The following is a 13554-nucleotide window of genomic DNA, read 5'->3' as shown; positions in this document are numbered from 1 at the left end:
ATTATTTTGAAAACTTTTCGTTAAACATTTTCTCTAAGGCAAACATTTCGTCGCGGAGTTTTGCTGCCTGTAAAAAGTCCATATCTTTTGCTGCTTTCTGCATATCTTTCCGGGTATTGTCAATCGCTCTTTGCAATTCGCCCTTACCCATATATTGTACAATCGGATCGGCTGCAATGCTAATTTCGGCATTTTCTACATAAGCCCTTGCTTTGTTGTCGCTCGCTTTTTGTGAGAAATCCAGCACCGATGTCTGTTCTAAAATAGCCTCTCTCGATTTTCCAACAGTTTTTGGTGTAATTCCGTTCTCCAGGTTATAGGCAATCTGTATATCTCTACGTCTATTGGTTTCGGAAATGGTTTTTTCCATACTTTCGGTAATGCCATCCGCGTACATAATTACGCGGCCCCTATCATTACGGGCGGCACGGCCAATAGTTTGTATCAATGACTTTTCAGATCGTAAAAAACCTTCTTTATCGGCATCTAAAATAGCAACCAGCGTTACTTCGGGTAAATCCAAACCCTCTCGTAAAAGGTTAATCCCAACCAAAACATCAAATTCTCCTAAACGCAAACCACGGAGGATTTCTACCCGCTCCAGGGTTTTAATCTCGGAGTGGATATACCTGGTTTTGATATTTAACCGGTCGAGGTATTTGGTCAGCTCTTCGGCCATTCGCTTAGTTAAAGTGGTTACCAGGATACGTCCACCATCTTTTATCGTGATGTCTATTTCATCCAAAAGATCATCTACCTGGTTAATAGCCGGTCTGATTTCGATCACAGGATCCAACAAACCGGTTGGTCTGATTACCTGTTCTACCACTACACCTTCTGATTTTTCGAGTTCGTATTCGGCTGGTGTTGCACTTACATAAATGGTTTGTGGAGCAAGTGCCTCAAACTCGTTAAAGTTTAATGGCCGGTTATCAAGCGCGGCGGGTAAACGGAAACCGTATTCTACCAGCGACAATTTTCTCGACCTGTCTCCACCGTACATGGCCCTGATCTGCGGAACGGTAACGTGACTTTCGTCAATCACCATTAAATAATCTTCAGGAAAATAATCCAGTAAACAGAAAGGACGCATCCCCGGTTGCCTTCCATCAAAAAAACGCGAATAATTTTCGATACCTGAGCAATACCCTAATTCTTTCATCATTTCGATATCAAAATTGGTCCGTTCTTCTAATCTTTTGGCCTCTAATAAATGCCTGTCGGCAATTAATTGATTCTTACGGATTTCCAGCTCTTCCTGAATCCCCCAAATGGATTGGTTGAAACGGTCTTTAGGGGTAACAAAAAGGTTTGCCGGATAAATGGCCATATCTTCGAGTTTTTCCAGGGTTTTACCCGAAACCGGATCGATGGCAGAAAGTTCTTCAATATCATCTCCGAAAAATGAAATGCGATAGGCATGATCCAGATAAGCCGGAAAAATATCAACCGTATCACCTTTAACCCTAAAAGTTCCGCGTTTAAAATCTGTTGTGGTACGCGAATATAAAATCTCTACCAGGCTATGCAAAAAAGCATTTCTGGAAATCCGCAGGCCTACGCCAAAGCGGAAAACCATGCGCGAAAAATCTTCAGGATTTCCCATACCATAAATGCAGGAAATGGATGAAACCACGATAATGTCACGTCTGCCACTCATCAATGAAGAGGTGGTACGCAAACGCAGTTTTTCAATTTCCTCGTTAATGCTTAAATCTTTCTCAATATAGGTATTACTGGAAGCGATAAAAGCTTCTGGCTGGTAATAATCGTAGTAGGATACAAAATAGTTCACCGAATTTTCGGGAAAGAAATTTTTAAACTCGCCGTAAAGCTGTGCGGCCAAAGTTTTATTGTGACTTAAAATCAGGGTTGGCTTTTGCGTCTGCTCAATTACATTGGCTACCGTAAAGGTTTTTCCCGATCCCGTTACGCCCAATAAGGTTTGGTAATGTTCGTTAGCATTTACACCATCCACCAGCTGTTTAATGGCATTTGGCTGATCTCCGGTAGGTTTATATTCTGAGGTGATTTTAAATTTCATGAGTATATCAAACTTAGTTAAAATTGATCTCTAAATCAATTTTAATGTTCTCTCCTCCGCTTATAAAAACATAAACGGCTGGGAGGAAATATACGGTTTAAGCCGCAAAGAGTAAAACAGGCGAAAGTCAGGAAAGTTGTTAATTAATCGGATTTATAATGGGCTTTAACACATAGCGATGAATTTACGATAAAAACGAAAAGTGCTTTTAAAGCACTTAAATGAGTATCAACCTAGTAAATCGAAAGTTTAACTTTCGATTTACTAGGTTGAAAATAAAAATCCCCGCTGAATTTTTCTTCAACGGGGATTTTTAGAACATTTTGTCGTCTCGACTGAAGCGCAGTCCCGAATATTCGGGAGAGAGATCTAACTCGAGGTAGATTTCTTCACTACGGTAGAAATGACGATAGGGTTATTTATTTCCCTGCAGCTGCCTGCATTGGGTTTTTACCAACCGACTGGCCTCTTACGGCTCCGCCGGCTTTCATTTTGTAAACTTTAAATTTGCTTTCTTTTGCTTTACCGCCCCAGGTATTGTTTGAGGTATCAATATCAGCAGTTTCGCGCAATGGATCTACTAAAATTGAAGCTACTTCTTTATTTTTTACATAAAATTTAGAAGTTTTCAGTTCGTTATGTCTCCAGATCTGCGCCGGAATACGGTCGATTTCTTTGGTGCCATCTTTATAGGTAAATTCCACAATAATAGGCATCACCAGGCCACCTTTATTGCTAAAGCTTAATTCATATAAAAACTGGTTGGCATATTTACTCTGATCGGCATCAGCAACAACCTCTAAAGGTGCCGAAGCATCCATTTTAGTTGCTACCGTAGTATCAACGGTAACAAGGCCTCTATCATATTTATAATAGAAATCCTGTGCAGCAGTATTTTTATCTACGTAGAAACCAATTTTTTTATCCTCACGGTTTCTGATTTTCGAAATATCTTCAAAAGCGTTTACAGCAGGTTTATCAATTTTCACCATTCTTGATCTGGCCGCCGGAACTTCTTTAGGGAAATCGGCTTTGGCAAATTTCACACTGTCCAACGAAATATCACATGGATCTGTTCCATAAAACCAGCCTCTCCAAAACCAGTCTAAATCTTCGCCACTGGCATCTTCCATGGTACGGAAAAGATCTGCAGGTTCAGGGTGTTTAAAAGCCCATCTTCTGGCATATTCTTTAAAGGCATAATCAAATAATTCTCTGCCCATAATGGTTTCGCGAAGGATATTTAAGCCTGTTGCCGGTTTTGAATAAGCATTTGGACCGAAACGTGCAATATTTTCAGAGTTGGTCATAATTGGCTCCAGCTCATCTTTTGGCAATTTCATGTAATCAACAATGGTGTAAGCAGGTCCTTTTTTGCTTGGAAATTTATTGTCCCAAAGTTCCTCGGTTAAATACTCAACAAAAGAGTTTAAACCTTCGTCCATCCAGGTCCACTGGCGTTCATCACTGTTTACAATCATTGGGAAAAAGTTGTGCCCTACTTCATGAATAATTACGCCAAGCATCCCATTTTTAGTGCTTTCGCTGTAAGTTCCATCGGCATCTGTACGGCCATAGTTGAAACAAATCATCGGGTATTCCATTCCATTAGCGGCCTCGATACTCTGCGCAACCGGATAAGGATAAGGAATGGTAAAATCTGAATAGGTTTTAATGGTATGTGCTACGGCACGGGTAGAAAACTTGCTGTACAGGTTATAGGCTTCTTTACCATAAAAACTCATACACATAACGGTATTGTTGTTGGCCTGGATTTTTTGCGGCATGGCATCCCAGATGAATTTACGTGAAGAAGTCCAGGCAAAATCACGCACATTATTAGCGTTGAAAACCCAGGTTTTTTTAGCGGTAGATTTTTTGGTTTCAGCAGTTTTTGCTTCGGCTAAAGTCTGTATTTCTACCGGAGCAGCTGCGGTTTTTGCCGAGTTGTACCTGCTTAACTGTGCTGGGTTTAACACCGCGCTATAGTTGATACACTCTCCTGTTGCCCCAATCAGGTGATCGGCAGGTACCGTCATTTGCACTTTAAAATCGCCAAAAGTTAAGGCAAATTCGCCTCTTCCTGTAAACTGGTGGTTCTGCCAGCCCTGAAAATCGCTATATACACACAAACGTGGGTACCACTGCGTCATGGTAAACAGGTAATTGCCATCTGCCGGAAAAAACTCGTAACCGCCACGACCACCAACACTCATCCTGTCGGTAATTTTATAGTTCCAGTCTATATTGAAAACAAATTTCTGACCGGTTCTTAAAGCTACAGGCAAATCAATCCTCATCATGGTTTTGTTTACCGTATATTTAAGGTTTTTGCCCATGGCATCCGTCAATTTCGTAATGTTGATTCCATCGCCATTATTTGCGGTTGCACTTAACTGATCTAAAGTTTTGGTTGTGCCGATAGGGGGCATTTTAGTTGCATCCTGATAGTTTGCATTTTTATCGGTACTGTGCTCATTTTCATCAAGCTGTAACCAGATATACGTTAATGGATCAGGAGAATTGTTGGTATAAGTTACCGTTTCAGATCCCGTAAGTAAAAGGTTTTTTTCATCCAGCTCACACTTAATATTATAATCGGCACGTTGCTGCCAATATTTAACACCGGGTGCTCCACTGGCCGTACGTTGTTCGTTCGGTGTAGGTAAAATAGTGCCCAGCTGCTCAAACTTGTTCCCGTGGTTGCTGCCAGGGTTGTTCTGAATGTTTTGGGCCATGGCCAAACTACCCGAAAAGAGTAAAAGACCGGTTAAAGTAAACAGTTTATTCATGTTATGTTTTATTAAAAGGGAATTCTTTCCAAAGCCATTTTTAAAGCCAGGCTAAATACGGCTGCCGATACAAATAACACCCAGCTGAGGCGTTTAATGCGGGTATAGTTAAAAATTAAAAAGGTAATCAATAAAATAATAATCACCATAAATATCTGCCCTGCCTCAAGCCCTACGTTAAAACCAAATAATCCCCAGCCAATGTTCTGGTCTTTTGCCAGCATAATCCTGATCGAATTAGCGAAGCCCATGCCGTGGATCAGTCCAAAACCCAATGCCAGAAAGTAATTGATCTTTACAGATTTCATCGAGAAATTTTTTCTGAACAGGTTACTTATCGCGGTAATTACAATGGTGCAGGGAATTAAAAATTCTACCCATTTACTTTCAAACCTGATGATATCTAAAACACTCAGCAGCAAGGTAAGCGAATGGCCAATGGTAAAAGCCGTAACTAATATCAGCACCTGTTTTAGGTTGTGGTAACTATAAATGGCTACCAATGCTAAAATAAAAAGTTGATGATCTAAAGCATCGGCGCTTATAATATGCTCCCATCCTAATTTAAAATAAAAGATAAAATCTTGTAACGGCATGAAATAATAAGCTAACTATTGGAGTTAAAATAGTTTATAAAGCTAAAATTATGTTTTTAATTGCAAAAAGTCCAAATATCCTTCAAACAAAACCATAAATACCAAATTTGTTACTGATTTTTAAGTGATTTATGGCGATTGTTTGGTTTAAGCTTTAAATCTTAACTTTGCTTACCGTAATACCTGAATATTGATGCATAAATTAAAATATCTCCTTTTGCTATTGTGCTGTATCTTCTTCTCTGCCAGTGCCGGGATGAAACACCCTTTGCATGTAAGCACCACCGAAATAAATTTTAATGCCAGGGATAAGACTTTAGAAATAAGCTGTCGGATTTTTTCAGATGATTTTGAAGCCATTTTAGCTAAATTATACAAGCAGAAAACTGATTTAAGCAATACGAACCTGAAAGCCGCAATGGATGGACTGGTAAAAAAATACCTGCTTAGCCATTTACAGTTGAAAGCCAATGGAAAAACTGTTGCCATGAACTATATAGGCTTTGAGATTGATCATGAAGCGACGAATATCTACCTTGAGGTTGAAAAAATAACTGCTGTTAAATCTGTAGAAGTTAACGATACCATTTTATACGATATGTTTGATGATCAGATGAGTATCGTACACATAGTGAAGAGTAACACCCGCAAAAGCACCAAAATACTTTACCCCGAGAAGAAGTTCGCTGCAAACTTTTAATTGTAATTTTTGTATTAGATAATGGTTCAATGTTAAATTACCGTTAAATTTAATTGGCAATATTATGTGTTAATATTAGCTGAGGAATATTTCTTGTCATCTTTTTTTAAATCCTGTGTTGTTAAAATAAGTTATGCATCTAATCATCTTCTCCAATATATTAACGCCCCGCATAAAATATATCTTCAATTTTATTTTTAAAGATATCCTTAAAGCTGAAATAGAATTTACAGGCAACAGCCAGTATTTTTTACAGAGCGAACAGGTTAAAATAAGCTATGGTGACCAACCGCTGGGTGATGAGCTTTTTTTTAAAAGCACAGCCTTACTCTTTTCCAATAAACTGGAAGAATTTAAACCAAAAACCATTACGTTTGGCGGGTATCTGGTTCCTTTTCCGGTTGAGCAATCGGCTTTACCATTCGATGTTTTTGCAGCGTCTTTTTTAATGGTAAGCCGTTACGAGGAATACCTGCACCAGAAAAATACCGAAGAAGAATTTAAACCCTCAAAAAGTTACCAGCATAAATGGAAGGTTTTAGATAAGCCGGTAATTGATGAATGGGCCCTGATGATTAAAAGCATCATCAAAAAGAAACATCCGGCTTTTAAGTTTCACGAAAAGAAGTTTCAGCACCAGCCTACCATTAACTTCAACATTTTGCCTGGCTTGCCCGAAGGTTTTTTAAACCGAACTAAATTTGTTTTTAGTGCACTTTTCAAAAAAGAAAATAATTACCTGAGCTCCAAATTCGATAGGCTTACCGGAGTAGGCATCAACAATGAACAGGTACTGGAAGAGGTAAATAAAATTTTTGCAGCTAAAAAAAATACACCACTTTATTTTGTCGATTTTCCTGAAGTACCTATGGATTATATTAAAATCAATGGTATCAATCAACATCTTAACAATCAATCTGTTGGTTTACTCAGGCCTTGCGCCAGCGACAAGCAAAAAATGACCGAAATTAAAGAAGGTCTGATTAAACTCAGGAAAATCCATCCGGTAGTTATTCCTTTTACCAGTCAGCAATTAGACGTACTAAAATTTCCAATCTGTTATTTAAACATCCTCAATTCGGGTATTACGGCAGATTATTCTATGGGCTACAGCAATGTGCCGGGCTTTAGGGCCGGAACCTGTACACCTTTTAACTGGTACGATCTTCAGCTCGAAAAAGTAACACCTTTAGTGGTAAATTCGTATTGTTTAACCGATTATATCCTGCAATATTTAACAAACGAATCGGCAACAAAAACCTTACATCAATATATCGATGCAGTTAAGGTTGTAGATGGTACCTTTTATAGCAGCTGGAGTTTAAGGAGTTTATCAGATCATCCTAAATATAAAAAATTGAAGTTATTGTTTATCGAAATGCTCAATTACGCAGGAAATTGATTTTTTTAAATTATTCGCATGAAATCGCTAAATTTAACCATTAAACCGGAGTGGATTTAGTAAAACTAACCACGGACATAAAGCATACACATAGATATAAAATCTGTGGCTATCTGTGAATATCCGTGGCTAAAAAATAGCCCTATAAAACGAGAATGATGATTTTTGATATCAGCAAAATAAAATCGATTGCCAATACCTTTATTGCCGAACTTCGGGATGAGAATATCCAGAAAGATTCGATGCGTTTCCGCAAAAACCTGGAGAGGCTTGGTGAGTTTTTCGCTTACGAAATCAGTAAATCGTTAAAATATGCCACTAAAGATATCACCACTCCTTTAGGTGTATCACCTTGCGAAATTTTAGCACAACAACCCGTTTTGGCCACTATTCTGCGGGCCGGACTACCCTTGCAACAAGGTTTACTCAACATTTTCGACAGGGCCGAATGCTGTTTTATTTCGGCTTACAGGAAAGTAGAAAAAAGTGGCGACTTCGTAATCCAGATGGATTATATTTCTACACCTGATTTAGATGGTAAAGTGCTGATCATGGCCGACCCAATGCTGGCAACCGGACAAAGTATGGTAATGTGCTGTAAAGAACTGATTAACCGTTACAAAATTGAAGAACTTCATATCGTTGCAGCAATAGCCAGTACCGAAGGCATTGCCCATGTACGTGCCAATTTGCCTAAGGCGAAAATTTGGGTTGGAGCTGTTGATGAAGAAATGACCAGCAAATCGTACATTGTTCCAGGATTAGGAGATGCCGGCGATTTAGCTTATGGAGAGAAGGTTTAGTCCTTAGTCTGAAGTCTTTAGTACGGAGTCTTTTAACGCTCAATATAAATGAATATCCTCTTTGTGTGCAGTAGAAATAAATGGCGCAGTGCCACTGCAGAAACTATTTATAAAAACCATCCCCTTCATCAGGTACGTTCAGCGGGTACGGAGCCTTCGGCAAGGATTAAAATCAATGCTAAACTGATTATCTGGGCCGATCTCATCTTCGTAATGGAAAAAAAACATAAACAAAGAATTACCGAACGTTTTCCGGCAGAAGTTTATGAAAAAGAAATCGTTACGTTAGATATTCCTGACGATTACCAGTATATGGATGAAGAGCTTATCTGTGAAATTAGAGCGAAAGTGGATGGGTATTTGTGAAATTGCTAAATAATATAGATTATAGTTTTTTGAGTTAACTAATTGGAAAAAGCTGCTAAATTTTGGGCTGAAATTTGTTATTTTTGAAGAGACTAAATGATGCTATGTTCCTGGATCAATATGAATATTTTGCTAAAAACAACTTCTTAACCTATCAATTTACCAGCAAGGGAAAAAACGGGGCAATTGAAAAAATTGTTCAGTACTCAAAATTAACTATCCCAGGCGTTGGAACAGTATATAACCTTGGTTTTGGTGACCTTACCAGTGATGGTCGTATTAATGATGTTGTAAATAGCAATAACGGAGATATGGAAAAAGTTCTTTCTACCGTTGCTAACACTATTTACGATTTTATAGCGCATTATCCTAACCAATTTATTTTTGCTCACGGAAGCACGCCCATCAGAACAAAATTGTATCAACGGAAAATATCGCAGATGCTGCAAATAATTAGCACAGAATTTGAAGTGTATGGATTAGAGAAAGCAGGATGGGTAGAATTTACAGGTACAGAGGAGTACAAAGCTTTCTTGATAAAGAAAAAATAAACAAGTATATTTGATTAGCCATACAGAAAGGAGAGAGATATGCCTACTACAATTAAAAAAAGTGCCCAACATACTGATCAAGGTAATGCTGTAGTTAGCAAACATGTTAAAGATTATGAAAATGATCTGTATTTTGTGAAAAAAGCAGAGAAAGCAATAGAAGTACTTGAGAAGTTCGGTCTACCTGTTGTAAAGAAAAAATAAATTTAATGCCTGAGATCTTCAGGCATTTTTCGTTTAAGATGGAAATGATATCCTAACAATCGATTTATAACAATTTAAATTAAAGTCATTCAAAGCTTCCCTCAAAATTTATAAATCAAAGATCATTAGGTTACCTTTGTGAAAAATCATCACAAATGAAAAAACACATCTTCTTCGACCTCGACCATACCATATGGGATTTTGACCGCAATGCCGAAGAAACATTAAACGAGCTTTATCATACCTATAAATTAGAGGAACTTGGCCTTAAATCCTGTGCCGACTTCATCAGTACTTATACAGAAAATAACCACCAGTTATGGGCCGATTATCATTTAGGAAAAATCACGAAAGATTTTTTAAGGTCGGAGCGTTTTAGCAAAACATTTATTCAGCTGGGCATCCATCCCGATGCTGTACCGCATCAATTTGAGGATGATTATGTAAATATTTCGCCAACTAAAACCAACCTGTTTGAAGGAGCTGAAAATGTGCTGGCTTATTTGCAGCAAAAATATACCCTGCATATCATTTCCAACGGGTTTAAGGAAACTACCTTAACCAAAATGAATCTCTCTAACCTTAATCCCTATTTCGAAAACGTGATTATTTCGGAAGATGTAGGCGTAAATAAACCAAATCCAATCATTTTTGAATATGCATTGAATAAAGCAAAAGCCATGAAAGAAGAAAGTATCATGATTGGTGATAGTTTGGAAGCCGATATTTATGGTGCGTTAAATTTTGGTATGGAGGCCATCTTTTTCAATCCTTTACAAAAAGAAAAACCTGAAGATGTAAAACAGGAAATTACTCATTTGGAAGAATTATTGAAACTTTTTTAGTTGTACCCCTTTTTCGGCTTATCTTTATTAAATGACGGCCGCAAAAGTAAAGGCATCGATACATCAGGTGGTCGATGCCTATAAATCTAAATTATCACATTATCCCGAAGATATTTTCCAAATCACTCCACCAATTTCGGGCTGGAGTTACAGTGAGGTATATTCGCATATTTTTGATTCGAGTTTACTTTCAATAATTGCCTTTGTACACGCAGCAAATGGTAAAGGCGAAAATAGACCTACACATTTTATTGTAAAGCTGATTTTATTACTGGGTTCGTTACCTCCGGCAAAAAAATATAAGGTGCCAAAACGGTTGGCAGATCGTGTAAAAAAAATTAGTAAAACAGAAGCCCTTGATTTTATTTTAGAATTCGAAAAAGCTTTGGATGATAATTACCCGTTAATTGTAAATGCAAAAGCCAATTGCAAAACAAAACATCCGCGTTTAGGCTATTTAAATGCTAAACAATGGCTTAGGTTTATCGAAATTCATCTAAAACACCACCTGAAACAGTTGGAAAGAATAGAAAAGAGCTTTCAGGCTTAAATTAATTTCGCCATATTTGGTTAATCCTAAACCTCTTGCTCATGAAATACGCTTTTTACCTGTTAACACTTACTGTACTTTGTGCCTGTAATACCAGCGGAAAGAAAGAAACTGCTCAGGCGGTTATCCCAACGCCAACAGGGCTCCAGGGATTACAAAAAAGCAATGCCACTCAACCTGCAGCGCAGAATACCCAAAGTAACCTGATTTTTAATCCGCCGCATGGCGAAGCCGGCCATACCTGTGCCCTGGCCGTTGGTGCGCCTCTAAACCCGACGGCAAGAGCACAGCCTCAGCAAAATGTAACGCCACAGCCTGCACCTTCCCCGGCTGCTCCTGTTGTAAATGCTTCCGGAAAGAAGCTAAATCCTAAACACGGTGAGCCTGGCCATAGATGTGATTTAGCGGTTGGTGTGCCTTTAGATAGTAAGCCGACCCAGGTAGCTACAACTTCGCAACCTGCGGTTACACAAGTATCGGGTGTAAAAGTGGGTAAAGGTCTGAATCCACCACATGGTCAGCCAAACCACAGGTGCGACCTCGCCGTTGGTGCACCGTTAAACAGCAAACCTGCTCCGGTTGTAAACCCGGTTTCAGCACCCGAAACTAAAAATACCGAAGCAAAAGTGCCGGAAACAAAAAGTGAAGGCTAACCGCCATTATGCAATAAAAATATTTTGAATTTAGGGTACCTTACTTAACGCACATTTTTTTACATCTTTGCGTTAATGAAATTACCCGCCATAAAAGGTTTTGACGAAGAAGCACTAAAAAAGTATTTTAAAAATACAGGGATGCTTCTAATAGGGAAAGTTGGCAGCTTAGGAATTAAAATGTTAACCAACATTGCTGTTGCAAACTATCTCCTTTCTTATGGCAATGGTATTCTCACGACGTCGATTGCTTATGTATTTTTATTTGCAGCGCTGGCAGGACTTGGTTTGGATCAATTTATCGTTAAAGAACTTCACCAGTTTCCGCAAAGGAGAGATCAGATTTTAGGTACCGCATTCGGACTTAAAACTTTTGCAGGATTTTTATGTATCCCTTTAATTTCGTTAGCGTGGCTTATTTATCCATTACAGGACATTCAATATTCCTTTATACTTCTGCTTTCATTTATAGGCGTTTTTCAATCTTTTACGGTTATAGATTCTTATTTCCAATCAGAAGTAAAATCGAAATACATCATGCAGGTTCAGATTATTGGAAATTTGATTTCAGCTGCTATAAAAATTATCCTGATTTATACACATTCGCCGATTAGTTATTTCTTTTTCGCATTTCTATTTGACACTGTTTTACTTTCAGTAGGCTATATTATTACTTATAGCCGTAAAGGCAGAAGTATTTTTAGCTGGAAATTTGAAAAAACATTAGCAAAAAAACTTTGTGCGCTTTCTTGGCCTTTAATCATCTCAGGCATAATGGTCTCTATATACATGAAAATTGATCAAATTATGCTTAAACAAATTTTAGGAGAAAGGGGAACAGCCGAAGCAGGTGCTTATGCAACTGTAGTTAACTTTAGTGAGGCATTAAATTTTGTTCCTGTTGCAATCGTTTCGTCGCTTTTCCCGGCAATTTTAAATGCAAGAAGAGATGATCAGGAGCGTTATCAAAAAAGACTTCAGAATTTATACGATTTAATGGTGTGGTTAAGTTTAAGTTTCGCAATTTTTATAACTTTTGCTTCACCATTTATTTACAGCTATTTTAAACCAGAATTTGCAGATGCTGCACCAGTTTTGTCTGTTCATGTTTGGGGCTCTGCTTTCATATTTCTTGGTGTAGCAAGTGGCCAGTATTTAATTGCCGAAAACTTTGGCCGCTTAACTTTTATTCGAACAGGGATAGGTGCAGTTGTAAATATCATTTTAAACATTATACTCATCCCAAGAATGGGCATGATGGGTACAGCAGTAGCTACAGTAGTTGCATACTTTATTTCCGCATTTTTTATACTATTTATACCGAAACTTCGTAAACAAGGTATAATGATGTTAAAATCATTATTTTTGGTCACAGCATTTCAAAAAATATTTAAACGTTGAGTACTCTTAAAGCATTAAGCACATTAATTGCAAAGCCAAACAGGCTTAAAGCATTGTTATCATACGGACATAAAGGCTACCTGAACAGCATTGGTTGGTTTACAGCTTTTGACAAAAAACAGGCCGTAGATGGCAATGGAAAGGCACTTCCATGGGTAACTTATTCGTTTATCGATTTTATAAAAGAACGGATAAACAAAAACCAGCATATTTTCGAATATGGCTCAGGCAATTCTACCATATTTTATGCGGAAAGAGCTGGCGCTGTAACGTCTGTTGAGCATGATAAAGGATGGCACGATAAGGTTAAAAATACAAGTCCTGCCAACGCAGAAATGATCTTTTGTCAACTGGAAAAAGATGGTGAGTATGCTAAAAAAGCAACTTTGCTGAATAAAAAATTCGACATTATTATTGTTGATGGCCGCGACCGCGTAAACTGCTGTAAATACAGTGTTGAAGCACTTTCTCCGGATGGGGTATTGGTTTTGGATGATAGCGAACGCGAAGTTTACCATCCTGCACGGGTATTGCTAAAAGCACAGGGTTTTAAAGAAATCAGCTTTAGTGGCATTTCTCCCGGACTTTTTTACGAAAAGGCAACTTCAGTTTTTTACAAGCAGGATAATTGTTTAGGTATTTAATCG

At 38.1% G+C, this 13554-nt stretch carries 14 protein-coding genes; 11 read left to right on the top strand and 3 right to left on the bottom strand.

The window, feature by feature from the left end; all coding sequences use genetic code 11:
• Nucleotide 1: 1 nt before the first annotated feature.
• The 3 genes from uvrB to ACTJKC_RS08955 form a co-directional block, all read right to left on the bottom strand.
• The gene (gene uvrB, locus ACTJKC_RS08965) at nt 2–2044 is read right to left on the bottom strand and encodes an excinuclease ABC subunit UvrB (protein WP_440791220.1); all 2043 of its coding nucleotides are present in this window, start codon (nt 2042–2044) and stop codon (nt 2–4) included.
• A 419-nt stretch (nt 2045–2463) separates the two neighbouring features.
• Nucleotides 2464–4836 (bottom strand): M1 family metallopeptidase, encoded by a 2373-nt coding sequence (locus tag ACTJKC_RS08960; RefSeq protein ID WP_440791218.1) that lies wholly within the window; start codon nt 4834–4836, stop codon nt 2464–2466.
• An 11-nt stretch (nt 4837–4847) separates the two neighbouring features.
• Nucleotides 4848–5432 carry a HupE/UreJ family protein gene (locus ACTJKC_RS08955; RefSeq protein WP_344851512.1) on the bottom strand — a complete coding sequence of 195 codons (585 nt, stop codon included), beginning with the start codon at nt 5430–5432 and terminating at the stop codon, nt 4848–4850.
• A 193-nt stretch (nt 5433–5625) separates the two neighbouring features.
• On the opposite strand from ACTJKC_RS08955, the gene ACTJKC_RS08950 reads away from it, so the two are divergent.
• From ACTJKC_RS08950 to ACTJKC_RS08900, 11 genes are all read left to right on the top strand, one after another.
• Nucleotides 5626–6132: a DUF6702 family protein gene (locus ACTJKC_RS08950; RefSeq protein WP_440791216.1), complete on the top strand. Its 507-nt coding sequence runs from the start codon at nt 5626–5628 to the stop codon at nt 6130–6132.
• A gap of 133 nt (nt 6133–6265) precedes the next feature.
• The gene (locus ACTJKC_RS08945; RefSeq protein ID WP_440791214.1) at nt 6266–7534 is read left to right on the top strand and encodes a DUF7033 domain-containing protein; all 1269 of its coding nucleotides are present in this window, start codon (nt 6266–6268) and stop codon (nt 7532–7534) included.
• Nucleotides 7535–7692: 158 nt separating this feature from the next.
• Nucleotides 7693–8337, top strand: a complete 645-nt coding sequence (gene upp, locus ACTJKC_RS08940) for a uracil phosphoribosyltransferase (protein ID WP_440791421.1) — start codon at nt 7693–7695, stop codon at nt 8335–8337.
• 48 nt (nt 8338–8385) lie between these two features.
• A complete protein-coding gene (locus ACTJKC_RS08935; RefSeq protein WP_440791212.1) occupies nt 8386–8703 on the top strand; it encodes a low molecular weight protein tyrosine phosphatase family protein in 318 nt (105 codons plus the stop codon).
• Between the two features lie 83 nt (nt 8704–8786).
• Nucleotides 8787–9254 (top strand): DUF6934 family protein, encoded by a 468-nt coding sequence (locus tag ACTJKC_RS08930; protein WP_440791210.1) that lies wholly within the window; start codon nt 8787–8789, stop codon nt 9252–9254.
• 39 nt (nt 9255–9293) lie between these two features.
• Entirely contained in the window at nt 9294–9458 is a 165-nt protein-coding gene (locus ACTJKC_RS08925) for a hypothetical protein (RefSeq protein ID WP_344851507.1), read from the top strand.
• Nucleotides 9459–9613: 155 nt separating this feature from the next.
• Nucleotides 9614–10303, top strand: a complete 690-nt coding sequence (locus ACTJKC_RS08920; RefSeq protein ID WP_440791207.1) for a YjjG family noncanonical pyrimidine nucleotidase — start codon at nt 9614–9616, stop codon at nt 10301–10303.
• A 31-nt stretch (nt 10304–10334) separates the two neighbouring features.
• The gene (locus tag ACTJKC_RS08915; RefSeq protein WP_440791205.1) at nt 10335–10853 is read left to right on the top strand and encodes a hypothetical protein; all 519 of its coding nucleotides are present in this window, start codon (nt 10335–10337) and stop codon (nt 10851–10853) included.
• A 41-nt stretch (nt 10854–10894) separates the two neighbouring features.
• Nucleotides 10895–11506, top strand: a complete 612-nt coding sequence (locus ACTJKC_RS08910; RefSeq protein WP_440791203.1) for a hypothetical protein — start codon at nt 10895–10897, stop codon at nt 11504–11506.
• Between the two features lie 75 nt (nt 11507–11581).
• Nucleotides 11582–12907 (top strand): flippase, encoded by a 1326-nt coding sequence (locus tag ACTJKC_RS08905; protein ID WP_344851503.1) that lies wholly within the window; start codon nt 11582–11584, stop codon nt 12905–12907.
• Entirely contained in the window at nt 12904–13551 is a 648-nt protein-coding gene (locus ACTJKC_RS08900; RefSeq protein WP_440791201.1) for an FkbM family methyltransferase, read from the top strand. Before ACTJKC_RS08905 ends, ACTJKC_RS08900 begins: the two co-directional genes overlap by 4 nt.
• Nucleotides 13552–13554 lie beyond the last annotated feature (3 nt).

The sequence above is a fragment of the Pedobacter sp. 22226 genome (genome assembly GCF_052045455.1).
Classification (GTDB): Bacteria; Bacteroidota; Bacteroidia; order Sphingobacteriales; family Sphingobacteriaceae; genus Pedobacter; species Pedobacter jeongneungensis.
The sequence above is the reverse complement of the archived record's forward strand: the minus strand, read 5'-3'. Positions and strand labels throughout refer to the sequence as shown.

Coding starts and splice junctions, on each gene's coding strand:
- ACTJKC_RS08920 (WP_440791207.1), top strand. CDS start 9,614: ATGAAAAAACACATCTTCTTCGACCTCGACCATACCATATGGGATTTT.
- ACTJKC_RS08910 (WP_440791203.1), top strand. CDS start 10,895: ATGAAATACGCTTTTTACCTGTTAACACTTACTGTACTTTGTGCCTGT.
- ACTJKC_RS08955 (WP_344851512.1), bottom strand. CDS start 5,432: ATGCCGTTACAAGATTTTATCTTTTATTTTAAATTAGGATGGGAGCAT.
- ACTJKC_RS08905 (WP_344851503.1), top strand. CDS start 11,582: ATGAAATTACCCGCCATAAAAGGTTTTGACGAAGAAGCACTAAAAAAG.
- uvrB (WP_440791220.1), bottom strand. CDS start 2,044: ATGAAATTTAAAATCACCTCAGAATATAAACCTACCGGAGATCAGCCA.
- ACTJKC_RS08960 (WP_440791218.1), bottom strand. CDS start 4,836: ATGAATAAACTGTTTACTTTAACCGGTCTTTTACTCTTTTCGGGTAGT.
- ACTJKC_RS08925 (WP_344851507.1), top strand. CDS start 9,294: ATGCCTACTACAATTAAAAAAAGTGCCCAACATACTGATCAAGGTAAT.
- ACTJKC_RS08935 (WP_440791212.1), top strand. CDS start 8,386: ATGAATATCCTCTTTGTGTGCAGTAGAAATAAATGGCGCAGTGCCACT.
- ACTJKC_RS08945 (WP_440791214.1), top strand. CDS start 6,266: ATGCATCTAATCATCTTCTCCAATATATTAACGCCCCGCATAAAATAT.
- ACTJKC_RS08915 (WP_440791205.1), top strand. CDS start 10,335: ATGACGGCCGCAAAAGTAAAGGCATCGATACATCAGGTGGTCGATGCC.
- ACTJKC_RS08950 (WP_440791216.1), top strand. CDS start 5,626: ATGCATAAATTAAAATATCTCCTTTTGCTATTGTGCTGTATCTTCTTC.
- upp (WP_440791421.1), top strand. CDS start 7,693: ATGATTTTTGATATCAGCAAAATAAAATCGATTGCCAATACCTTTATT.